The sequence below is a fragment of the Vicinamibacterales bacterium genome (assembly GCA_041659285.1).
In the GTDB taxonomy this organism is placed as follows: Bacteria; Acidobacteriota; Vicinamibacteria; order Vicinamibacterales; family UBA2999; genus 12-FULL-67-14b.
The window spans coordinates 61,883-85,219 of sequence record JBAZYO010000004.1; the positions used below are offsets into that span (position 1 = coordinate 61,883).

The following is a 23,337-nucleotide window of genomic DNA, read 5'->3' on the forward strand; positions in this document are numbered from 1 at the left end:
CGTTACCGCCCTCCCTGCCCTGTTGGTACCGGGGTGCGCACGGTGATGGTGTCGGCGGCCCACAACAACTGCGGGCGCAGGATGGTGGGCGACAGCGAGCCGACGCGGGCGCTGACGCCGATGTACATGCGCGGCGCCACGAAGTAGATCGCGGGTAGGTTCTCCGCGAAGATCTTCTGGACCTGGTCGAAGAGCCGCTTGCGTTCCGCCTGGTCCACGCTCGACATCACCTGGTGCGTCAGGTCGTCGATTTGCTTCTCCCACTCGGTGGCCGGCGTCGCCTGCCCGATGTTCCAGATGTGCGCGGATCCGGAACTCAGCCAGAAATCCGCCGACATCGCGGGATCGAAACTGGTCGCCGAGAAGAAGAAGAAGATCGACTCAAAGTCACCCTTGATCATGCGCTCGACGAGCGCCCCCTGCTCGAGGGCGACCACGTCCACGGCAATGCCGAGGGGGCGGAGATCTTCGCGCAGCACCGCGGCGGACCGCTCGAGCGACGAGTTGCCGCGATAGGTCAGGAGGGTGAAGCGGGCTTCGGTCCCCTTCTCGTCTTCCAGCCATTCGTCGGCGTCGCGGTTGGTGAGGCCGATACCGGCGAGCAGCTCCTTCGCGCGATCGATCGAGAAGGGATAGCGCGGGACGTTGGGCGAGAACCACTTCTGGTTGCCGGGTGTGATCGGTCCCCAGATCGGCACACCCGCGCCAAGAAACACGGTGTTCGCGAAGGCCTCGCGGTCCACCGCGTGCGAAATCGCCTGCCGGAACTCGCGCCGCGTAATCCAGCTGCCGCGCGGGTCCTTGGCCCACCGCTGGGGCCGCAGGTTGAAGAAGAACAGGTCGGGGTCGGTGCCGACACCCAGTTCCAGCAGCTGCAGCTTGCCCTGATCCACCAGCGGCCGGAGCGTGGCGATGTCTTCGGGCCGCACCTGCTGCTGCAGCATGTCGATCTGCCCGGCCTGCAGGCGCACGAGCTCGGCGTTCTGATCGGGCACGACCTCGAGCACGATTTGGTCCACGTATGGCAGCTGGGTGCCGGCGGTGTCCTTCTTCCAGTAGCGCGGATTGCGATCGAAAATCAGCCGCTGCCCCGGCTCGTAGCGCGACAGCACGAACGGGCCGAGCGACACCAGCTCGTTCACCGGGGTGGCCACGCCCCAGGCCTGCGCGAAGGTGCCGGCGGCCAGCGCGGCCTCCAGCTTGTGCTTGGGCGCGAGGGTGAGGTTGTCGAGCATCGCGATGCCCGGGCCGAAGGGTCCTGGAAAGGCGATCACGACGGTTCGCGCATCGGGCGCGGTGACCGTGAGCGGTTTGCCGTCCACCTCGAGCGAGCTGGCCAGGATGCTGTTGACCTTCGGATCGTAGATGGCCTTGAAGGTAAAGACGACGTCGGCGGAGGTGAACGGGGTGCCGTCGGACCACGCGGCTTCGCGCAGAGTCAGGGTGAAGGTCCGGTTATCGGGTGAGGCGGTCCACGTCTCCGCCAGCGCCGGCTCCAGTTCCTGCGTGCTGCGGTTGACGCGGATCAGCTTGCCCTGCGTGAGCTGCGAGATGAGGTCCGGCGGGAAGTTGCGGTCTACCCACCGGTTGAAGGTGCGCGGTTCGCTGCGCAGCGACGAGGTAAGGACGCCGCCGCGCGTGCTGACGTCGGAGAAGACAATTTCCATGCCTTCGCCGGCAGGTTTCTGCTGGCCGGACCACCACCGCCACCCGGTGAAGGCGATCAAGCCCAACAGCAGAACGCTCAGCAATGCCCGCGGTTGTCGGTTCACTTCTTGTCCAGTCGGCCAATAAATTGGCCGGTTTTGCCGGTGCACTGAATCCGCATTTCGTTCGCTTTGCGTGCAGATCGGCGTCTGGTTGAGCCGGCCGCCTCGACCGGGGCAACCTTTTGGCCGTCGATCCCGGTTCGCTGCCCGGGCCGACCGACCGCATCGTAGAACACCAAACCCTGCCGATGCAATCACTTAGCAGGAACGCGGCGCCGCGCCGGGAAATCTGGCACCGCCCGTGCGATGTCCCTGACCGGAGGAGCACTGCAAATGGACGTTCAACCGCTGACTTACAGCGAACCGGAATTTCAGCCTCAGGTCGGTCGAAGCGTGAGCATCGAACAGGCCGCTCAGTTGCTGAGTGTCTCCCGCCGGACCGTTTACTACCGCATCCGGGATGGACGGCTCCGTACCATTCGCACGCTTGGGGGATCCCAGCGCGTGCTGATGGACTCGGTCGAGGAAATGCGCGGGACGCACTAGCGTCCCGCCCGTTCACCGAACATTTTGTACTTAACCGCACGACACACCCTGGAGTCCCTGATGGACCTGCATCGGAATGGCCGGCGCCGCCAAGGCGGAATCCGGTCTACGTGGTACGGCTCCACCGCTGTTCTAGCGGCCGCGCTCCTGTTCCTCGCCGGTGCCACGTCGGCCATGGCGAGCGAACGGCGGGCGCGGCTCTCGACCGATCTCGTCGCGCACCTCAACTCCGGTTCGCCGGCGCCGGTCGACATCATCGTCTCGGGCTCGCAGGAACGCATCGATCGCCTCGTGAAGCGTCATGGCCTGGTGGTGAAGAAGGTCCTCACCTCGGGCGCCGTGCTGACGGCGTCGAAGGCCGCCGTTGACGCGCTCTCGAACGACGCCGAAGTAGACGCCCTCTCGGGCGATCCGGTCGTCCACTCCCACATGGCGGTCACCACCCAGTCCACCGGCGCCGACGCGGCGTGGGCGGGAGCCATTGCCACGTTGGGCGCGGTCAACGGGCGCGGCATTGGCGTGGCCATCATCGACAGCGGCATTGCCGATCATCCGGCGTTGAGGGATCGGGTGGTCGCGAGCGTGGACTTCACCAGCCGGCGGGGCAAGGGCGGGGATCAGTACGGCCACGGCACCCACATCGCCGGCATCGTCGCGGCGCGGTCGTTCAGGAACGCGGTGACGGGCGCGGAGAGCGGCATGGCGCCGGCGGCGCACCTGATCGACCTGAAGGTGCTGGGCGCTGACGGCAGCGGCCAGGCCAGCGACGTGATCGAGGCCATCGACTGGGCCGTCAAGTACCGCAAGTCGTACGGCATCCGCGTGATCAACCTCTCGCTCGGCGCGGCGCCGACGCAGAGCTACAAGGACGACCCCATATGCCAGGCGGTTGAGCGGGCCGTGAAGGCCGGCCTGGTGGTGGTGGCGTCGGCGGGCAACTACGGCACCAACGACCAGAACCAGCAGATCTACGGCAGCATCACGTCCCCCGGCATTTCGCCCTATGCGATCACCGTGGGCGCCATCCGCACGCAGGGCACGGTGGATCCGGGTGACGACGAGGTGGCGCCATGGAGCTCGAAGGGCCCGACGCTGGTCGATCACATCGTCAAGCCGGACCTGGTGGCGCCGGGCTCGAAGATCGTGTCCACGGCGGCGCCTGGGGCGACGCTGATGCGGCAGTTTCCGGAGCGCCTGATCGACGGCCCCGGCTCGCGCGATTACTTCTCGATGAGCGGCACGAGCATGTCGGCCGCGGTGGTGTCTGGCGCGGTGGCGTTGCTGCTGGATGGGCGCGGAGACCTGACGCCGTTGCAGGTGAAGCTGGCACTGCAGGCGAGTGCGGATTTCATGCCGGCGGCGGGGTTGCTGGCAAGCGGCGCGGGGAGTCTGGACTTAGAAGACCTCGTTCAAATCCCCAACCTCACGCCGAAGGACCAGGCCGAAACAGGCTTCTCGATGACCGTACCGAGCGCTAACGGCACGTCCGCTCAAGTCATCGTTTGGGGTGACGTCATTGTTTGGGGCGACGTCATTGTATGGGGTGATGTGATCGTCTGGGGTGATTCGACGAATGCGAATGACGTCATCGTCTGGGGCGATTCAACGAACGACGTAATTGTGTGGGGGGACTCCACAGCCGCCCAAGATGTCATCGTCTGGGGCGATGCGACGACCTCGCAAGATGTCATCGTGTGGGGCGACTCGCTGGAGGACGTGATCGTGTGGGGAGACTCCGTCGCCGAAGTAATTGTGTGGGGTGATGTAATCGACTGGGGCGACGTGATTGTCTGGGGTGACTAGTTTGCTGTCGCCAAACGTCCACTAGTGCACGTTTCTTCTGAAGGAGAAGTGATGGCTAAACTCATTATCTGGGGCGAATAGTTTTACTGGCAAAGCGACGATAATCTCATCGACGCGATATGTCTCTTCAGTTCGGGGCCCTACCGAGGCCAGTCCGTGCCTACGTGACCGGAGTGTCGGCGATTGGAATCATCGTCGCCTTTCATTCCCTCGCGCAATTACTACTGCAGCAGGTCGACTTGCAGTGGCTCATTCTTGCTGCCCTGACCCTCTTGACAGGCACTTTTACGGTTCGCATACCAGGAGTGCGGGCACGACTCTCCGTTTCTGACACGTTCGTTTTTGCCTCGGTCCTGCTTTTTGGGCCCGCCGCCGGAACGATTACGGCCCTCCTAGACGCGCTGATTATCTCCCTCAGGCTCGGCCATCACGCGCGAGAACCGTTTAGGGTCATCTTCAACGTCGCCGCCGTTGCTCTGTCTACAACACTCTCAGGACACCTCTTCTTCGCCGTCGCGGGTGTGCCCCCCTATTCGATAGCCAACACGCCTCTGTCGCAGATTCTGTTCCCTCTTTTCTTATTTACGCTTTCGTATTTCTTGCTGAATAGCTGGCTTGTTGCGTTTGCTCTGGCCCTAGAACAGCAGAAGTCGCCCCTGGTTATCTGGCGTGAGAACTTCCTGTGGCTGTCAGTGAACTACTTTGGTGGCGGCTCTGTTGCGGGCCTGCTCGTGACGTACACGAGAGAGATAGACTTCACGACGCTCGGAATCATCGTTCCTCTACTCCTGATTTCGTATCTAACATTCAAGACTTCACTCGGAAGAATCGAAGATGCCAACAAGCATCTGATGCACGTCAATAAGATGTATCTGTCGACGATCGAAACCCTTGCAATGGCAATCGATGCGAAAGACCAAATCACGCATGGCCACATTCGACGAGTCCAGCGATACGCGGTTGGCTTAGCGCGAGCAGTTGGGGTAAACGACGACACACAGATCAAGGCAATCGAAGCGGCGGCCCTCCTCCACGACATGGGTAAACTCGCAATACCGGAATTCATCTTGAACAAGCCGGGACGACTGACGCCGAACGAATTCGACGTGATGAAACAGCACGCGAACATTGGAGCGGACATCCTTTCATCGATTCAGTTCCCATATCCGGTGGTGCCAATCGTTCGACATCATCACGAGAGTTGGGACGGCACTGGATATCCGACTGGCCTTAAGGGTGTCGCGATCCCACTTGGTGCCCGGGTATTGTCGGTCGTCGACTGTTTCGACGCGTTGACGTCCGATCGACCCTATCGGCCGAGGCTCTCGGTAGAGGATGCTATTGCGATCTTGATTCAACGCAGAGGGTCAATGTACGACCCCCTGATAGTGGACAAGTTCATCGAGGCCCAGCAAGAACTGTCGGAACTGGCCCAAGAGAATGACGTCGAGAAAGACGCCATCGATTCGATCGCCACAAAGCTACGGGTAATACCCGAACCGCCTCCGCCCGACCTTGTCGATGTATCCGACCGGCTTCCGCTCAAAGTTCTGTCGCTCTTGCAATCGATCACACCTTGCCCACCTGGAATCTCTGTTGAAGACCTTGGTGTAGTCGTTTCAAGACAAGTGCTCCGACTCACCAATGCTCGCTCGATGGCCCTGTACGGCGTGGATGAAAACGGGCACTCAATCCGGTGTGTTTTTGCGGACGGACCCCTATCGCAACTAGTCGGCGGCCCCGAAATCCGTCTCGGCGACAAGCTCTCGGGATGGGTTGCCGCCCATCGAACCCCTATATGGAACTCTGATGCAACGCTTGATCTTCCGATCGAACTCGCACGATCTTCAGGAGTTGGCCTCGGCTCAAGCGTCCCCCTAGTCGACGGAGACGTCTTGGTCGGCACTCTGACGTTCTACGCACCTTCAGGCTCAGAAATCGCGGTCGAGCAGCGGGTTCTGATTCAATCGGTTGCCCCTTTGTTGGCGGCTGCTCTTGCGACTTCAATGGCCCATGATCAGGTGGCATCGGTTGACGGCACTAGCCGAACGTCACGGGAAACGCTTTACGTCATTCTGGACGCCCTCTTATCCCATCGGGCGCACGGAGTCGACCGCAGCCATCCCGATTTCTTGTCCGTGGTTTTGGTCACGTTTTTGAATGCTACGAGCTCGGAACGACATCGGGAGGCCACTCAGACCACCTTCCAAACAGAGCTGGCCGCAGCATCGGGCCGAATTGGCATCGTTCGACTCTCCTCAAGCGAACTCCTTGTCACAGCACCTCTTCGGGCACTTACGGGAATCGGTTTCGATCCGGCTTCGGCGTCAAAGCCGCTGCTGATGGTGCGGAATATCAAGATCGCCGAGATCGCCAACTCTCTTCAACTTCGTGAGGTGCTCGGGCTAATCCAGTCCGGGGAGCCACAGCTAGACGGAAAGCCGCTGGTGCACTAGATCGGAGCGCAGTGGATGACTCCAGATTCGATCATTACCTCGTTCGTGGAGTCAGGGCAATTCCGAACCGCTGCGAAGGCTCTTGACGAGCAACCCAGCCGGCCGCTTGGGTTACGAGTAATACGAGCCCAACTCGAAGCACACGTAGGAAGCCCGGCGCGCGCACGCGATTCGGCGGAGCGGCTTCTCAATGAGCACTTAACGATTTCCGATAAGGCGGCCTGCTGGAACGTCATCGGGCGCGTCAACCTCAGCATCGGCCAGACGGACGTCGGCCTGCGGGGAATGAAACGCGCGCTGGCTTTCGCGTGGGACTCCGGTGACTCTAGGTTACAGGCCAGGCTCATGTGCAGCAACGCCGAAGGCTTGCTCCATTGGGTCGGAATTGAGCCAGCCGCCATCGAGGTCTCGAGGCTTAGAAAGGCCGTGATCCGCGCAGGCGATCCCCATTCAATGGTGGCCCTACACTCTCTGTGCGCGGAGATTCAGGCGAAGAGAGGGTTCTTGGTCGCCGCCGCCAGGAGCGCTCACACAGCGAAGAGCCTACTGGATGGATTCGCCAACGTTTGGCAGCAAGGCAGGCTGGCGATCACCAACGCGGGAATCGCGATAATCAACGGTGACTACCGGACTGCTCTTGAGCTGACCGAGCAAGCCCTCGCCTGCGCCGAGAGTTCCGGGTCACGCGAACTTCGCATACCGGCCCTTGGGAACTTCGCGCATATCAGACTCGCTCAGTCGTCAGTTCAAGATGCGAATGAGGCACTACGAGAGCTCCTTGAGGTGGTGCGCCGCGGGGGATCGACCGAGATAGGTATCCGCGACACTCAGATGCAGTCGGCCCTAGCATCAGGGGACCTTGAGTTCGCCAGAAGTCTAGCCGATGAGATACAGGCTCTTTCGGAAAACCTAGACCATGGTCACTCGTACTACGGACTGTGGCACCTTCTCACCCGTGTCAAATGGCTCTACCTCACTGATCAAGCTGACGCCGGCGTCGCCGTCGCCATGGATGCCATCCCTCGCATCGAGCGCATGGCCGATCGCAACCTGCTGGAACGGATGAAACTGCTGGCGGCGGAAGGCCTCGGGCGCATTGGGCGGGCTGCTGACGGCGCCAGGCTGATGGCCGAGGCGGTCAGCGCCAACCCCGACCCGCCACTCGAGATGCTGGCCGAGGCCTCGCGCGTCGCCGGCCGCCTCACCGCCGACGACAACCAGGCGGCCGCCGCCAGCTACTTCGACCGCGCCGCCCGCATCCTGGTCAGCGTCGGCAACCTCACCGCCGGCGCCGAGATCCAGCGCGACGCCCTGGAAACCGCGCCGCGAACCGCGCTCGCCGGCACCGCCTTTACCGGCGGCGACAGCGGCGACGGACTCGCCGTTGGCGAAGACCCGCCGTCGCACGATGGCCCGGATCGGCGGCCACCGGCCGCGGCCCTCACCGAACGCATTGCCGCCCTCGTTGACCTGGCCGCGCACCCGCCCCTCCTCGCGACCGAAACGCTTTCGTTGATTGCCGACACCCAGGCCGCCCTGCACGCCCGCATTGTCGAGACCCGGCCGGATGGCACGCACCACTGGCCGGCCGCCTACGCGGCGCCCGACGCGCCGGCATGGCGCGCCGATCACCCGGACACGATCCGCATGGCCCTCGGCTCGCATCGCGACCGGCAATTCGCCATCGCCGCCCTGCCGCGCCCCACGGCGACGGCCCGGGCCACGCTGCTCGCCGTGGAACGGATGGTGCACACCGCCCTGGCGCTCGCCCGCGCCCGGCACCAGGAGCGCGAGCAGACGGCGCTGTGGCCCGAACCCTCGCCGGAACAGCAACTCGGCCTGGTGTGCGCGTCTGAACGGATGCTGGAACTGGTGAAGTCGGTGCGCCGGGTGGCGCCGTCGAACGTGACGGTGCTGATCACGGGCGAGACCGGCGTCGGCAAGGAGCTGTTCGCGCGCGCCCTGCACCAGGCCTCGGCCCGGCACGACCGCCTCTTCCTGCCGTTCAATTGCACCACCGTCCCGCGCGACATCATCGACAGCCAGTTGTTCGGCTATCGCCGCGGCGCCTTCACCGGCGCTCTCGACGACTCCCCCGGCCTGATCCGCGCCGCCGCCGGCGGCACCCTGTTCCTCGACGAGATCGGCGAGATGAGCGCCGAGGCGCAGCCGAAGCTGCTCCGCTTCCTCGAGTCCGGCGAAATCCTCCCGCTCGGAGAGACCCGTCCCCAATTCGTGGACGTCCGCGTCGTCGCGGCCACCAACGCCAACCTCGACCAGCTGGTGACTGAGGGCCGGTTCCGCGAAGACCTCTACTACCGGCTCAACGTGATCCCGCTGCACGTGCCGCCGCTCCGGGAACGGCGCGAAGAGATCCCGCTGCTGGTGGAACACTTCCTCGACAAGTTCGCGCACGAGCTGCAGAAGCCGATGCTGCGGGTGGCGGAGGAGACCCTCGAGTATCTCGTGCTCTACCGATGGCCAGGCAACGTGCGGCAACTCGCCAACGAAGTGCGCCGCATGGTGGCGCTGGCGGAACCGGGCGCGGTGCTGATGCCGGAGCACCTGTCGTCGGTCATCGCCGCCAGCCGCCGCACCGTGCCGGCCAATCAGCGGACGCTCGAACCCACCGAGATGGTGATGCGGATCGATCAGCCGCTGGCGGCCGCGGCCGAGCACCTGGAGCGCGCGCTGATCCAGCGCGCCCTCAAGACGTGCGACGGCAAGGTGGAGGACGCCGCGAAAATGCTCGGGCTGTCGCGCAAGGGCCTCTACCTCAAGCGGATGCGCCTCGGCATCGAATAGCTGATGGCGCCGCCAATCCGGCCCACCTCGCGTTAGGATGAGCCCCATGTTCATGGTCATCACGCTGTTTTCGAGCCTGCTGCTAGCCCAAGAGCCGTCGCCAGCCACAGTCATCACCGCCGCCGACATCGAGGCGACGATGAGAGCGTCGATTGCGAACAAGACGCTCGACACGAAGGTGAGGGAAACGCCCGTCAAGGGCGGCATCGTGCGGGTCGGGATCGTGCACCGCATCAACGCCGAGGCCCGCGCGCTGATGCACGAAGATCTCACCGAGATCTATCAGATCATCGAGGGGTCGGGCACGCTCCTGATTGGCGGTGCGATCCAGGACAAGAGGCCGGTCTCCGATCCGCCGAATCTCGGTCCCACGCCCAGCTTTTTCGTGACGCAGGTCGGCGGCGTCACCCAGAAGGTGAACCCCAAGGACCTGGTAATCCTGCCGGCCGGGATCCCTCACCGGTTTACGCAGCTGGACGGACCGATTTCCTACGTCATCTATCGCTTCGAGCCAGCCGCCGCCAAGCAGTTTTAGGGGCTCACAGGTAACCCGGCCACCAGGTTGTGCTGTTTGCACACAAAATCTCCGGCCGTCGCTCGATCCCTGTACCAAACGAGGCCATACTCTTTGTCAGGTTGGCTCCCCTCCTCTGGTTCGTTTTCAGGGAGCCCTTTGCAATGTGGTGAGCCAGGCAACTGTGCATGCTTTGCCCGTACTCTCGCAGGACGACGTGTGCCTGCGCGAAGTACAGCTGTCTGACGCGGCGGCGCTAACGGCGCTGTTCTCGAAGCCCGAGGTGTCGGCACACCTCGATCCGCCTCCCGGAACCATCTCCGAGTTCGGGGCGTGGATTGCGCTCAGCCAGTCGCGCCGGTCCGATCGCCGCGCCGCTTGCTACACCCTGCTCACCGGCAACGAGGAAGTGTCGGGCTTGTTCATGGCGCTGCGGCTCGATGACGACCGCGCGGAAATCGGCTTTGCGATGTCGCCGGACCTGTGGGGGACCGGCGTGTTCCTGACGGCCGTCACCCTCTACCTGGACTTCCTGTTCAACGAGTGGGGCGTGACATCGCTGGTCGGCAAGACATTGGTGCGCAACGGCCGCGGCGTGGGCGCCATGCGGAAGCTGGGCGCGCACGTGGTCAAGGAATCGACCAGGAACGGCCAGCCGGAACTGATCTGGACGCTGGAACCGCGACAGTCCGCCTGAAGGCGGACGCCACATCACGCAGCAATCCGCCAGACGGCGGATGAAGTATCACCTGCCCGCATCGAGAATCCCGGTAATCGCCTGGCGAATCGCCGGCGTCAGGTGCGCGAACTTCGGTCCGGCTTCTTCACCAGACAGCACGCGGTTAATCTTCCCCATCACCAGCGTCGTGACCGCCGGCGGCAACGCCGCGAAGGCCGGCGCGTCGATCATGTAGCTCAGCGGATACTTCTGCAGCCGCGTCTTCAGGTCCAACTCGCGCAGCGACCGGCCTTTCGCGTCGCGCGGGCCCGTGGCGGCGAACTTCTCGGCGAACCCGGATGACCCGACGATGGGCCCGTCCACGATCGGCGCTTCATCCACGAAGAGCATGTAGTCCGCGATGGCATTGGCCGCTTCGGCCACCCTCGACTCGACGCCGACCCTGGCCTCCCAGGTTGCCCGCGTGAACAGGTTGAACAGGTGCGTCTGGTGGTCCAGCACCATCAGCGAGACCACGTCGCTGTAGGGGGTGAGATAGCCGCTCATGTCGAGCTGCCCGGCGAGCGACTCGCGCGCGGGCGGCGGCGTGGCGACGCGGGCGGGCATGAACAGGGGCAGGTTGCCGGCGTGCCTGGCCGGCACCCGCTTGCCGGTCACGTACCACCCGCCCCACCGGTCCTCGATGGGCCGGTAGTGATCCACCGTGAATCCGTTGGCGTAGTCGGCGTCGTTCTTGCGCGGGAAGGTGCTGAGAACGGTCTGGCCGGGAACGCCGAGCGTGTCCCACGACACATGACAGCGCAGGCATTGCTGATCGCGGCCGAACGTCGGCACGGCGGCGGGTTCCTGGCGCACCACGTAGAACACCGAGCCGAGCACCGGATCCTGGGCGACGATCTCGAGCAGCCCGGCGCCGCGGATGTAGCCGACCGACACGTTGTCGTTGAAGTAAATCGCGCGCGGGTTGGTCATCGAGATGTGCTGCGCCTGCAGGCTGGTCTGCGTGTAGACCAGCACCTGCGATTCGACCGGAACGCGCAGCAGGTCGAGGACCGACTTCAGGTAGCCGGTCTTCTCGTCGTAGGCGAGAGCGGCGGACTTGTCGGCCAGCCTCCGGTTCAGCGCATCGACGACGGTGTTGGTGTCGGAGGTGCTGTAGCGGATGGCGGGATGGTTGTAGGACTGGTCGAAGACGCCGGCGCGCTGGGCAATGGCGGCCGCGACGTTGGCGGCGAGGATGGCGGCGGTGGCTAGGAGGAGGTGCGCCGGACGCATGCCTGCTAGCATAGCGCGGAGGCGGTGGTGCGGAGGGGTCAGACCCCTCGGCACTTCTTGCTCGGGGTCAGACCCCTATTTGCCGCCGAACCAGCTGGGGATCGGCATGTCGGCCATCGTCCGCAGGCCCGGCGACACGCGCAGGATCTTCGGGATGGAGTTGACCGTGATCGACGCGGTGGCGATGTCGCCGTGGAGGCCGCCCACCACCCGCGAGGTCACGCGAGGGTTGCCTTCGATGGTGACGGCGTCGTACGACTCCGGCGCGCCCAGGTAGGCTTCCATGTGGAGCGTGATCACCGGCTTGCCCTTGCTGTAGCCGACGCCGTCCTGGATGATGCCGCACACGTAACCGGGATCGACGGCAATCAGGTCGCTTTCCACGGCCTTGTCGGCGATCTTCGGCTGGATGACGTCGGTGATCTTGTCGAGCTTCCAGCCCATCGAGTCGGCAATCATCGTCACGCTTTCGGTCAGGCCGACGTGACGGACGGTGCCCGCCTTCACCTTCGCGGCGAACTGTTCCTTGGTCAGGCCGGAGCCAATCTTCTGCTGGAACGGCAGGCGGCGGGTGCGGGCGTCCTGGACGCGGTCCACGCGAATGCTGTCAACGCGCTCGCAGATGCCGGTCAGCGTGATCGGCAGCGCGTCCATCGCGAAGCCGGGGTTGACGCCGGTACCGACCACCGCCACCTTGGCCTTCTTCGCCAGCGCGTCGATCTTCTTCGCCAGCGCGCGGTTCTTGCCGACCGGGTACGACAGCTCCTCGGTGGTCGAGACGATCGCCACCTTCTTGCCGAGCACCTGCTCGATTTGCGGCATCACCTTCTTGAGCGACGAGCTGGTGCAGAGCACCGCCACGTCCGGCTTGCCTTCTTTGATGGCGCCGAGCGCGTCGTTGGTGACGCGGATGCGCAGCTTCCTGTCGAGGCCGATGACCTGCCCGAGGTCGAGGCCGACCTTCGCGTGGTCGATATCGACCGCGCCGACAATCTTGAAACCCTTGCGTGAGGCCACCTGGCGCGCAACCGCGGCGCCGATGGGGCCCAGACCGTAGAAGAGAACTCGAATTGCCATAGGAACTATGGATTATACCCGCCTTCGCCAAGGCTGCGGCGGGCAAGCACCGTCCCGGGTTACGATGGGCGCTGGTGACCGACAGAAAAGGACTCCGGCGACTCGGGCGCCTCGGGCGCCTCGCGCTGCTCGCAGCGGCCCTGACCCAGGCCGCCCCCTCGGCCCAGACCCCGGGCGGTCCCGCGCGGCAGTCCCCCCGGAACGCCAACTACGACATCGACGTCACGCTGGATCCCGCCGCCCGCACCCTGACCGGGAGCGAGGTCATCACCTGGCGGAACCTCGGCACGCTGGCTGCCTATTCCGTTCGCGTCCACCTCTATTGGAACGCCTTCCGCAACACCAACTCGACGTGGCTGAAGCAGCGCAAGCTGGTGGGCGATGATGCGTTTGGCGACGCTCCCGAGGGCGATTTCGGTTACACCGAGGTCGCGACCATCTCGGTGCTCAACGATGACGGCACGGACCGGGCCGACCTGAAGCCGGTGCTCCGCTACATCTCTCCGGACGATCAGAACCTGGACGACCGCTCGCTGGCGTCGGCGGAGCTGCCCACGCCGGTCCAGCCGGGCGAAACGCTGCGGCTGCGCATCACGTGGAAGGGCCGGTTCCCGGCCAACTTCGACCGCACCGGCGCCATCGGCAACTACTTCTTCGTGTCGCAGTGGTTCCCCAAGCTCGGCGTGTTCGAAGCCGGCGGCTGGACGGCGCACCAGTTTTTTGCCAACTCGGAGTTCTTCTCTGACTTCGGCCGTTACGATGTCCGCATGACGGTGCCGACCGGCTGGGTGCTGGGCGCGACCGGCGTCGAGCAGTCGCGGATCGACGCAGGCGCGGGCCGGACCACCCATCGGTATGTCCAGGACGATGTCCACGATTTCGCGTGGACGACGAGCCCGGACTTCATCGAGCGGACCGCGCGGTTCGAGCACAGCGGCCTGCCGCCGGTGGAGATGCGGCTGCTGCTGCAGCCGGAACACGCCGGCTTCGCGGATCGCCACTTCACCGGCACCGCCGCGGCCCTCCGCTACTACGGTGAGTGGTACGGCGCCTACCCGTACGGCCACATCACGATTGTCGATCCGGCGTTCCAGAGCGACTCGGGCGGCATGGAGTATCCGACGCTGTTCACCGGCGGCACGCGGTGGCTGTCACCCCGCGGCAGCAACGATCCCGAATACGTCGTGCTGCACGAGGCGGGTCACCAGTTCTGGTACGGCATGGTGGCGAACAATGAGACCGAGCGCGCCTGGATGGACGAGGGGTTCAACGAGTACTCCGATTCGCGCGTGCAAGCCGAGGCGCTGCAGCCCAACTACTTCGTGCAGCGCTTCTTCGGCGACTTCATCCCCTGGCAGTTCCGCGACATCCCGCTGAAGCGGGCGACCGACACCAACTGGATGAACACCTATCGGCGCATGGGCGATCGCGACGCGCTGTCGACGCCCACCTTCCAGTTGTGGCCCGCCACGCACCAGGCGCAGTCGTACCACAAGACGGCGCTGATGCTGCACACGCTCGAGCGGAAGCACACCTGGGAAGTGATGCAGAAGGTGCTGTCCACCTACTTCTCGCGGTGGCAGTTCAAGCATCCGCAGCCGGACGACTTCTTCGCAGTGGTTGAAGAAGTCACGGGCCTGCCGCACGCGTGGTTCTTCGACCAGGTGTACCGCAGCTCGAACAAGTTCGACTACGGCATCGAGCGGCTCGACAGCGAGCCCGTCTCGTCGCGAGGGCTCAGCGACGGCCTGACCTTCGAGGACCGGAAGTCGGAGGGCACGTATCGCACGACCGTGGTGGTGCGGCGTCTCGAGGCCGGCGTCTTTCCGGTCGATGTCCTGGTCACGTTCAGCAACGGCGAGCAGGTCCGCGAGGCGTGGGATGGCCGCGCGCGCTGGCACGCGTTCACGTTCGACCGGCCGGTCAAGGCGGTGTCGGCGCAGGTCGATCCCGAGCGCGTGTTGCTGCTCGACACCAACTACACGAACAACAGCCGCGTGATGGCACCCGCGACCGAGGCGGCAGCCACGAAGTGGTCGCTCCGCTGGATGGTGTGGGTGCAGGATCTGCTGATGACTTACGCGTTCTTTGTTTAGGTTCTGAAAGGTGCTGATGGGTTCGGCTTTCGTTGACGGGCTGATGCGGGTGAAGCGAGCGCCGTGGCTGGTGATTGGGCTGTGGCTCTCCACCATCCTGCTGGCCTTGCCCTTGTCTCTGGTCCTGCATGCCGCCCTTGGCGACCACCTGGGCGCCAGCATGGCGGCGCAGCCTGCGGCCGAGGGCATGAACTTCGACTGGTGGAACGAGTTCCTGGCGCAGGCCTCCGGCGTCGGGCAGACGTTCGTGCCGGCCATTCTCGGCTTCGCGGCCGTGCTCAAGAACCTGAGCGGGGTCGCCGACGCCAGCGGACCGCCGTCGCCGTTGGTGTGGGTGGTGGCGGCGCAGATGATCGTCTCGACCTTCCTGATCGGCGGCGTGCTGGACCGCCTGGCGCGCGATCACGCCATCGGCGCGGGCGGATTCTTCTCCGCTTGCGGGGTCTGCTTCTTCCGCTTTCTCCGCCTCAGCGTGATGTCGATGTCGGTGTATGCGTTCCTGTTCATCACCGTGCACCGCTGGTTGTTCGACGGCCTGTATTCGCGGCTGCTCGAAGGTCTGACCGTCGAGCGCACCGCGTTCTTCTATCGCCTCGGCCTCTACATCGTCTTTGGGGCGCTGGTGCTGTTTGCGAACCTGATCTTCGATTACGCAAAGGTGAGGGCGGTGGTCGAGGACCGGCGCAGCATGATCGGCGCGCTGGTGGCGGGCTGGCGGTTCGTGCGCCGCAACCCGGGGGCGGCCATCGGGCTTTACGCGATGAACACGCTCGCATTTCTGGCGGTGCTGCTGCTCTATTACGTTGTGGCGCCGGGCGCGAGCGCGAACGCGCTGGCCTTCGCCGTCGGGCAGCTCTTCATCGTGCTGAGGGTGATTATCCGGCTGCAGTTCGCGGCGTCGCAGACGGCGCTGTTCCAGGGGCGGCTGGCGCATGCCGGTTACGTCGCACGGCCGGTGCCGAAGTGGCCGGATTCCCCGTCGGCCGAAGCAATCGGGCCCGCGTAAAGGGGTGATCCCTAGAGGGCATCAACGCCGGCGGCGGCAGCCGCGGCGTGACGCAACTTCTCGCGGGCGTCGACCGCGGTGGCCCGGAGCAGGGTGTCGCCGTCCTTCGCCCACTCGTCCAGCTTCGCCGCAAACCGCGTCAGCCGCATCTCGCCCATCGCATACGCCGCGCACGAGCGCAGCCACGGGTCCTGGCTGAGCGCCATCACCTCGATGGCCTCTTCGCGGTCGCCGAGCGAGGCGCCGAGCATCCTGTCGGCGGCCTCGATGCGGGTGCCGACGGGCACCTCGCGATCGAACAGCGGGATGACGATCGACCGCACCTCCGGCGGCAGCACCGAGTCGAGGAACTCCACCGCGTTGTCGTGGACGACCGGGTCGTTGGACTGCAGGCCGACGTAGGCACTGTGCATGTCGTAGGAGGGATACAGTATCTTGAGGAGCCGGAAGATGCGCTCCGCCTCCTTCTCCATCGACTCCCTCAACCCATGCGCAATCGGGTTCGCCTCATCGTCCAGGGAGGCGCCGAGCGTGCCGAGCACCTGGTAGGAGCGGTAGTGGCCCATGATCTCGGCGGCCATCACCGACTCGCTCAGCTTGCGATCGGTGGACCGCTCGGGATGCTGCTGGCCCAGCTTGTTGAGGGCCGTGATGGTGTGGTACCGGAGGATGACGTCGCGATCGAGGACGCTCTCGGTCAGCACGGCTTGCGCCGACCGCGAGCCGATGGCCTGCAGGACCTTCGGGATCTCGCGCCGCACCTCGGTGCGGATCCCCTCGTCGGTCAGGTAATCGCGCAGGGTGCCGACAATGCGGTCGCCGAACTCGGCCAGTGCCGAGGTCGCGACCTCGGCGAGCGATGGATCGGCGAGACCATCGATCACCGGCGCAATCAGGGTGCGCTTCCCCAACTTGCCGACGGCGACCATGGCCGCCCGCGCCACCTCGACGTCCTCGTCGTCCAGCAGCGTACGCAGCTCGCGCTCGAACAGGTCCGGCAGCATGGCGATGAGCCGCGCCGCTTCGAGACGGGTGCGCTGGCCTGCCGCCCCTTGCTCCTCGACCATCTTCGCGAGCACCAGCCGCGACGCCTCGACATTCTGGGTGGCGCCGGGCCGGGCGAGGAACGCCACCAGGGCGGCGCGGATCGAGAAGTCCTCGAAGTCGCCGAGCGCCTCGATGCGCTCCAGCGGGTCGCTGTCGTCGAACACCGTGAGGTACAACAGCGCCTCGGTGCGGACTTCGAGGTTCGGGTCCCGGAGCAGCGCCTCGACCTCGGCCTTGACGCTGGCGTCGCCGGCCCGCGCCAGCAGCGAAATGGCCTGACGGCGAATCTCCGGCTGCTCGTGACGGAGCAGGCCGCGCACCGCCGGATGCACCTTGCGGTCGTGCGCCATCTCGAACAGGCTGAGGGCGTAGGCAATCTCCCGCGTGGTGCCCTTCAGCCGCGACGAGATCAGCGCGGTGGCGTCGCGTTCCATCACCGGCATGGAAGCGCGCTCCGAATCCACCCGGTGCTGATGGATGCTCTCACGCAGGTTTTCCACGTACTGCCGGCGCGCCACGAACGCCGCCAGCATCCAGGCGCCAATCAAGACGACGCTGACCTGCGACATGTCCACCGCGGACCAGTGCAAGCCGGCCGCGAAGAGCAGGACGATGAGGCCGCCACCGGCGTCGCCCAGGCGGTAGACCACGGTGTCGATGAACGACTTGACACGGAAGGTGTGCGCGGCCGGCACCGGCAGGTACAACAACTCGGTGGTCGCCTTGTCGATCGAATAGCGCAGCACCTGGTCGCTGGCCTTGAGCGCCGACGCCGCCACCAGCGTGCCGAGCAGGAACACGCCCATCGATCCCATCAGCATCGCGGTGGGCACGATGAACAGCGCCGCGCCCACGCCCGCGGTCCGCAGCACGCGGCCGGTCAGCAGCAGCTGGAGAATCAGCGACATGATCCCGGCGATCATGTTGAAGGTGCCGAAGAACATCGCCAGTTCGTCGGTGCCGGGAATGGCGGCCTTGGCGATGGCCTTGAACTGCCAGCCGGCCACGGTGGTGGTGAGCGCCGAAATCAGCACCAGGGCGGCAATGGCGCGCAGATACGGCGACTCGCGCACCAGTGCCAGGCTGCCGAACAGGGTGGCCGCGGTGCGGTCGGTGCCGGTCGCCGGCATGTCGTTGCCGACGTAGTCGGGACGGTTGCGCCAGATCACCATCACCAGGCCGGCACAGACGAATAGTGACACCGCGACAATCGCCAGCATGTTCGCGGTGCCGAAACGCGACACCGCGGTGCGGGTGGCCAGGCCGCCGACGATCCACCCGAGAATGGCGCCGCTGCCGATGAAGCCGAACGACCGCTTGGCCTCGCGCGTGGTCATCACGTAGTTGGCGAGCGTCCACACCTGCGACGGCGCCAGCACCGAGAAGACGCCGACCCAGATGTAAATGGCCACGAACAGCGCGCCCGACTCGACCACCGACACCGCGGCCCAGGTCCAGAACAGGAGGGCGTTGGCGGCGAAGAACAGGATGCTGCCGACCAGGAGGTTCCGCAGGTTGGTGCGGTGGCCGATCCACAGATACACGCTGGCGGCGAGGCCGACCAGGACGGCGATGGCGATGTCCACGTACGGCAGGTCGATGGCGCGGTAGCGATCGAGGAACAGCGCGTCGCGCGCCGCCTTGCTCGCCACGCTGCTGGCCATGGTCAGGAACAGGTAGGCGAACAACGGGAAGGCCCGTCGAAGTTCACGGCGGGTGAGGCCGAGCGCGCGTTCTGCAAGACTCAGCATCAGGCCCTGCGGGAGTTTACCTTAGGATAAGATTCCCTCACTCCCAACCCAGATGGCCGAACGTCCCTCCCGCCTCTCGCGCGTCCTCGGTCCCGTCGTCCAGTTGCGCGACGGTGAGTCGACGACGGCCCTGCTGATGTTCCTGTACTCGTTCCTGGCGATGACCAGCTACAACATCGTCAAGCCGATCACGCGGTCGGAGTTCATCTCGAGCCTGGGCGCCGACAACCTGCCGTGGGTGCAATTCGGGGCCGGCGTGCTGATCGGCTTCATCATGCAGGGCTACACCACGGTGATGCGGGCGGTGCCCCGGCGCTGGACCATCCCGGTGACGCAGGCCGGCATGGCGGGCCTGCTGCTCCTGTTCTGGTTCCTGTTCACCACCGTCGGCGCCGACTGGGTCGCGGTCGCTTTCTACGTGCTGGCGCTGATCCTCGGCATCCTCCTGATCAGCCAGTTCTGGACGCTGGCCAACGACGTCTACGATCCGCGGCAGGCGAAGCGCATCTTCGGCTTCATCGGCGGCGGCGCCAGCCTCGGCGGCGCGACCGGTGCGGGCCTCACGGCGTTTCTGGTCGAATCGCTCGGCGCCAAGCAGATGCTGCTGGTCAGCGCCTCGATCATGGGCCTGTGCTTCTTCATCGTCACCTTCATCCTGAAGCGCGAGAAGGCGGCGGGCACGAGCGACGCCACCAAGACCGGCGAGGACGAGGGCGTCAGCAGCGGCGAGGCCATCCAGCTGCTGCGGTCCTCCCGCCACCTGCAGGTGATTGCGCTGGTGATCGGCTTTGCCGCCATCGGCGCCGCGATCATCGAGCAGCAGCTCAACATGGCGGCGGCGGAGGCCAAGGGCGCCGCCAATTCCGACGCGATCGCGGCGTTCCTCGCACAAGTCACGGTCTACCTGTCGCTGATCGGCTTCGTCATCCAGGTGGGGCTGACCAGCCGCATCCATCGCGTGATGGGCATCGGCTTCGCGCTGCTGGTGCTGCCGGTGAGCCTGGGCACCACCGCGGTGGTGATGCTGTTCAACCGCGCGCTGTGGGCGCCGGGCCTGGCCCGCGTGCTCGACACCTCGCTGCGCTACACCGTGGACAAGACCTCGCGCGAAGTGCTGTTCCTGCCGCTGCCGGCGGAGCTGAAGTACCGCGCCAAGCCGTTCATCGACGTGACGATGGACCGGTTGTCGAAGGGCATGGGGGCGCTGATGATCCTCGTCCTGATCAAGGACTGGGGCCTGGGCTGGAACTGGCAGCAACTGAGCTACGCCAGCCTGACCATGGTCGGGTTGTGGATGTTCACGGCGATGCGGGCGCGCAAGGAATACCTGCGGACGTTCCGGCGCAGCATCGAGCAGCAGGACGTGGCGCCCGCCGACATCAGCGGCGCCAACCTCGGGCCGCAATCGATCGAAACGCTGGTGAGCGAGTTGTCGCACCCGGAACCGCGCCGCGTGCTCTACGCCATCGATCTGCTCGACGCCCTGGACAAGCGCCACCTGGTCACGCCGCTGTTGCTGGCGCACGAGTCGGCCGAGATCCGGGCGCGCACGTTGAGGGTGGCGGAAGCCGCCGGCACCGAGGCCGCGGACCGCTGGCTGCCGCGCGTCGAGCGGGCGTTGCGGGATGCCGACGCGTCGGTGCGGGTGGCCGCGGTTGGCGCGCTGGCCGCGCTTCGCGGACAAGCCGCCGCGGATGTGATGCGCCCGTTCCTGCACGGCTCCGACCAAGCCCTCGCCATCGTCGCGGCGGCGGCGCTGGCGTCGAGCACGCACGAGGCGGACGTGCAGGCGGCCGAGGATCGGCTCCGCGCCTTCTCGAGCGACACCCGCGAGCAGGGCACGGCGGGGCGGCTGCTGGCGGCCCGCGCGCTCGGCGATGTCGAGAATCCGGCGTTCCGCCCGCTGCTGGTGCCGCTGATGTACGACCCGAACGTCGAGGTCGCCCTCGCGGCGATCGAGAGCGCGGGCAAGCTTGGCGCGCAGGACTTCCTGTTCGTGGTGCCGCTGGTGTCGCTGCTGAGGAACCGCCGGCTGAAGTCGGCGGCGCGGCAGGTGCTGACCGGTTTCGGGGAGCCGGTGGTGGCGCCGCTGGCCTACTTCATGCTGGACCGCGAGGAGAACATCTGGGTGCGCCGCCATGTGCCCTCGACCCTGGCGCACCTCCCGTTCCCGTCCACGGTGGCTGCCCTGCTGACCGCCCTCGACGACCCGGACGGCTTCCTGAAGTTCAAGGCGGTGTCGGCGCTCGAGCGCATTCGCGTGACCAACCCCGAGATCGCGATCGACAAGGACGTGGTGACCCGGCACCTCCATGCGGAGGCCGGCCTCGCCTACAGCGCGCTGACGCTGCACCACAACCTGTTCGTGGCCGGCGGGCTTGACTCCCAATGCCTGCTCGCGCGCTCGCTCACCGAAAAGCAGAGCCGCCGGCTGGGCCGCACCTTCCAGCTGCTCGGCCTGATCAACACGCCGTCGGACATCGCCGCGGTGCAGAACACGCTGACCGACAACGACCCGAAGGTGCGCTCGCGGGGCATCGAGTACCTGGACAACCTGCTGTCGGGTGACGTGCGCAAGCGCGTGATGATCCTGGTGGACGACATGCCGACCGAGGAGCGCATCCGCAAGGGCAACGTGATCTACCGGACGCGTGTGCGCGACGTCGAAGACACCGTGGCGCAGCTCCTGCACGACGAAGACGAGTCGATTGCGGCGGCCGCCGTGCTGCTGGTGGAAGAACGTGGCATGTGGTCGCTGGCCGACGACCTGGAGCACGTGCTCGCCCATCGCGACGCCAAGGACCAACATATGTTCGAGGCGGCGTCGTGGGCCCTGGCCGCGCACCGGATGCCGCCGGACCAGCGCGCCGCCCTCTGGCAGGAGCCGCTGCCGTCGGTGGAGCTGGCCGACCGCCTGCGCCGGCTGCCGATGTTCGACTTCACGCACGTGAACGAACTGTTCCGCCTCGCGCGACTGGGCCGGCAGGTCCGTCATGAGGCCGGACGCACCCTGTACCAGCGCGGCACCCGGCCGACGTCCGTGCAATTCCTGCTCGACGGGCGGGTGCAATCGACCGGCGCCTCCGGCGTGACCGAGATCGCCGCGCCCGCGCCCCTCGCGTTCGAGGCCGTGCTCGAGGGCGCCCCGATGACCACCAGCGTCACTGCGGTGGACCGTGTCATCACGCTGGCGCTGACCAACGACGAATTCCTGGCGCTGTTGTCGGAGAACGTGGAACTCGCGGAAGGCCTGTTCCGGTCCCTCATTCACTCGCGGCACCTGGGCGCGGACCATACGCACATCGAGGGCGACGTGCCGCAGGAGCTGAAGGACCAGGCCACGGCGCCGGAGCAATTGCAGCCGGTCGATCGCCTGTTGCTGCTGCAGTCGAGCCCGCTGCTCGCGCATGCCACGGCGGTGCAGTTGTGGCGGCTGTCGGCCATCGCGCGTCCGGTCACGCTGCAGACCGGTAGCGAGCCGATCAAGCGCGGCGGCGAAGCAGCCATCCTGATCGTCTTGAGCGGATCGCTCACGGTGGAGATGCCGGGCGGCACCACCGCCACGGCGAACGCCGGCGATATCGTCGGGATGTACGAGACGCTGGGCGGCTCGAAGTTCGACGCCACCATGACCGTGACGGAGACCGCCACCGCGCTGCGGCTGGAACGCCATGCGCTGTTCGAGCTGCTCGCCGATCACACCGACCTGCTGCAGGGGGTGTTCTCGTTCCTGCTAAGGCTCGAACGCTGATTTGGCGATTTGGCGATGTGGTGATTTCGCGATTTGGGGAAATCCCAAGTCGCGCAGGCTTCGCTAACGACCTCCCACCCAGCCCGTTCTCAGACCCCAGCGCATGAGGCGTGGTGACGACGTCGGCGATTCAATACCTGCCTCCGGTCGCGATCGCAGGTCACCAGCCCAGCGGCGCGGGTGGCCCCAATGCCTCGCCGGCACCTCGAGTCGCGCCGGCGAGGGTCACTGGTGCGTGCTTCGGCGAGCGTGATGTCTCGCCTGGACTAGGCCTCGATCGCCTGTCCGCCGCAATCGGGCAGCGCGGTTCGGTCTGCCAGCGTCACGTATCCACGCTGCAGTGCGTGCTCGAGCGCCGCGAACCCTTCCACGGCCTCGTGATACGCCTCGCGCAGCGGTTTCAATTCGAGCGCGGTGTCAGTCTCGACGTCCGCACTGAGCGATTCGTCGCCGAGCCTGAGCACGCACCGCAGATAGCGCCCTCGCTGGTGGGCGACCATACGCGCGACGTTGGTGAACGCATTGCGTGTGATCGCCCCAGTGGCGGCGCTGATCAACTCGTGGTTCACCTCGCGGATCGTCATCTCCAGTTCGTGGTGGAGACGACGAGTGGCGGCTTCATCGGGCGGCAATAACATCCAGAATCCTCCCCAATTGCGATGCGCGTTGGCCGACACACAGGCCTACCGGGATAATCGGCCGGCCGCGTCGGCACTTCACTTTCTCGGCGTCGGGCGCCTGGCCGCCACGATCGGGCAGCGCGAAGATGAGGGCCGCACCCAGCAGGAAGAATGCCGATGTGACGCCGAGCGCGAGGCCGAT

At 65.7% G+C, this 23,337-nt stretch carries 14 protein-coding genes; 9 read left to right on the plus strand and 5 right to left on the minus strand.

Annotated features, from left to right (window positions below; translation table 11 throughout):
* Positions 1–2: 2 nt before the first annotated feature.
* Entirely contained in the window at positions 3–1,727 is a 1,725-nt protein-coding gene (locus tag WC815_07405) for an ABC transporter substrate-binding protein (protein ID MFA5908585.1), read from the minus strand.
* A 375-nt stretch (positions 1,728–2,102) separates the two neighbouring features.
* Between WC815_07405 and WC815_07410 the strand changes: the two genes are divergently transcribed.
* From WC815_07410 to WC815_07435, 6 genes are all read left to right on the plus strand, one after another.
* On the plus strand, positions 2,103–2,255 hold the full coding sequence (locus WC815_07410; GenBank protein MFA5908586.1) for a helix-turn-helix domain-containing protein: 153 nt from the start codon (positions 2,103–2,105) through the stop codon (positions 2,253–2,255).
* 60 nt (positions 2,256–2,315) lie between these two features.
* Positions 2,316–4,058: a S8 family peptidase gene (locus WC815_07415; protein ID MFA5908587.1), complete on the plus strand. Its 1,743-nt coding sequence runs from the start codon at positions 2,316–2,318 to the stop codon at positions 4,056–4,058.
* A 119-nt stretch (positions 4,059–4,177) separates the two neighbouring features.
* On the plus strand, positions 4,178–6,514 hold the full coding sequence (locus WC815_07420; protein MFA5908588.1) for an HD domain-containing phosphohydrolase: 2,337 nt from the start codon (positions 4,178–4,180) through the stop codon (positions 6,512–6,514).
* A gap of 1,008 nt (positions 6,515–7,522) precedes the next feature.
* Positions 7,523–9,319 (plus strand): sigma-54 dependent transcriptional regulator, encoded by a 1,797-nt coding sequence (locus WC815_07425; GenBank protein ID MFA5908589.1) that lies wholly within the window; start codon positions 7,523–7,525, stop codon positions 9,317–9,319.
* A 46-nt stretch (positions 9,320–9,365) separates the two neighbouring features.
* Positions 9,366–9,854, plus strand: a complete 489-nt coding sequence (locus tag WC815_07430; GenBank protein MFA5908590.1) for a hypothetical protein — start codon at positions 9,366–9,368, stop codon at positions 9,852–9,854.
* Between the two features lie 172 nt (positions 9,855–10,026).
* Positions 10,027–10,530 carry a GNAT family N-acetyltransferase gene (locus tag WC815_07435; GenBank protein ID MFA5908591.1) on the plus strand — a complete coding sequence of 168 codons (504 nt, stop codon included), beginning with the start codon at positions 10,027–10,029 and terminating at the stop codon, positions 10,528–10,530.
* Between the two features lie 48 nt (positions 10,531–10,578).
* Here the strand turns inward: WC815_07435 and WC815_07440 are convergent, their stop codons facing one another.
* Both WC815_07440 and WC815_07445 read right to left on the minus strand, forming a co-directional pair.
* Positions 10,579–11,787: a hypothetical protein gene (locus tag WC815_07440; GenBank protein MFA5908592.1), complete on the minus strand. Its 1,209-nt coding sequence runs from the start codon at positions 11,785–11,787 to the stop codon at positions 10,579–10,581.
* Between the two features lie 75 nt (positions 11,788–11,862).
* Positions 11,863–12,864: a hypothetical protein gene (locus tag WC815_07445; protein MFA5908593.1), complete on the minus strand. Its 1,002-nt coding sequence runs from the start codon at positions 12,862–12,864 to the stop codon at positions 11,863–11,865.
* A gap of 74 nt (positions 12,865–12,938) precedes the next feature.
* Between WC815_07445 and WC815_07450 the strand changes: the two genes are divergently transcribed.
* A complete protein-coding gene (locus WC815_07450) occupies positions 12,939–14,960 on the plus strand; it encodes a M1 family metallopeptidase (protein MFA5908594.1) in 2,022 nt (673 codons plus the stop codon).
* Between the two features lie 16 nt (positions 14,961–14,976).
* A complete protein-coding gene (locus WC815_07455; GenBank protein MFA5908595.1) occupies positions 14,977–15,966 on the plus strand; it encodes a hypothetical protein in 990 nt (329 codons plus the stop codon).
* Between the two features lie 11 nt (positions 15,967–15,977).
* Here the strand turns inward: WC815_07455 and WC815_07460 are convergent, their stop codons facing one another.
* Complete coding sequence (locus WC815_07460; protein ID MFA5908596.1) at positions 15,978–18,764, minus strand: Npt1/Npt2 family nucleotide transporter; 2,787 nt, start codon at positions 18,762–18,764, stop codon at positions 15,978–15,980.
* Between the two features lie 52 nt (positions 18,765–18,816).
* Here WC815_07460 and WC815_07465 point away from each other — a divergent pair, with 52 nt between their 5' ends.
* Positions 18,817–22,515 (plus strand): Npt1/Npt2 family nucleotide transporter, encoded by a 3,699-nt coding sequence (locus WC815_07465; protein MFA5908597.1) that lies wholly within the window; start codon positions 18,817–18,819, stop codon positions 22,513–22,515.
* A 266-nt stretch (positions 22,516–22,781) separates the two neighbouring features.
* Here WC815_07465 and WC815_07470 read toward each other — a convergent pair whose 3' ends face one another.
* The gene (locus WC815_07470) at positions 22,782–23,153 is read right to left on the minus strand and encodes a hypothetical protein (protein MFA5908598.1); all 372 of its coding nucleotides are present in this window, start codon (positions 23,151–23,153) and stop codon (positions 22,782–22,784) included.
* Positions 23,154–23,337: the final 184 nt, after the last annotated feature.

Coding starts and splice junctions, on each gene's coding strand:
- WC815_07415 (MFA5908587.1), top strand. CDS start 2,316: ATGGACCTGCATCGGAATGGCCGGCGCCGCCAAGGCGGAATCCGGTCT.
- WC815_07420 (MFA5908588.1), top strand. CDS start 4,178: ATGTCTCTTCAGTTCGGGGCCCTACCGAGGCCAGTCCGTGCCTACGTG.
- WC815_07425 (MFA5908589.1), top strand. CDS start 7,523: ATGGATGCCATCCCTCGCATCGAGCGCATGGCCGATCGCAACCTGCTG.
- WC815_07430 (MFA5908590.1), top strand. CDS start 9,366: ATGTTCATGGTCATCACGCTGTTTTCGAGCCTGCTGCTAGCCCAAGAG.
- WC815_07440 (MFA5908592.1), bottom strand. CDS start 11,787: ATGCGTCCGGCGCACCTCCTCCTAGCCACCGCCGCCATCCTCGCCGCC.
- WC815_07445 (MFA5908593.1), bottom strand. CDS start 12,864: ATGGCAATTCGAGTTCTCTTCTACGGTCTGGGCCCCATCGGCGCCGCG.
- WC815_07455 (MFA5908595.1), top strand. CDS start 14,977: ATGGGTTCGGCTTTCGTTGACGGGCTGATGCGGGTGAAGCGAGCGCCG.
- WC815_07460 (MFA5908596.1), bottom strand. CDS start 18,764: ATGCTGAGTCTTGCAGAACGCGCGCTCGGCCTCACCCGCCGTGAACTT.
- WC815_07465 (MFA5908597.1), top strand. CDS start 18,817: ATGGCCGAACGTCCCTCCCGCCTCTCGCGCGTCCTCGGTCCCGTCGTC.
- WC815_07470 (MFA5908598.1), bottom strand. CDS start 23,153: ATGTTATTGCCGCCCGATGAAGCCGCCACTCGTCGTCTCCACCACGAA.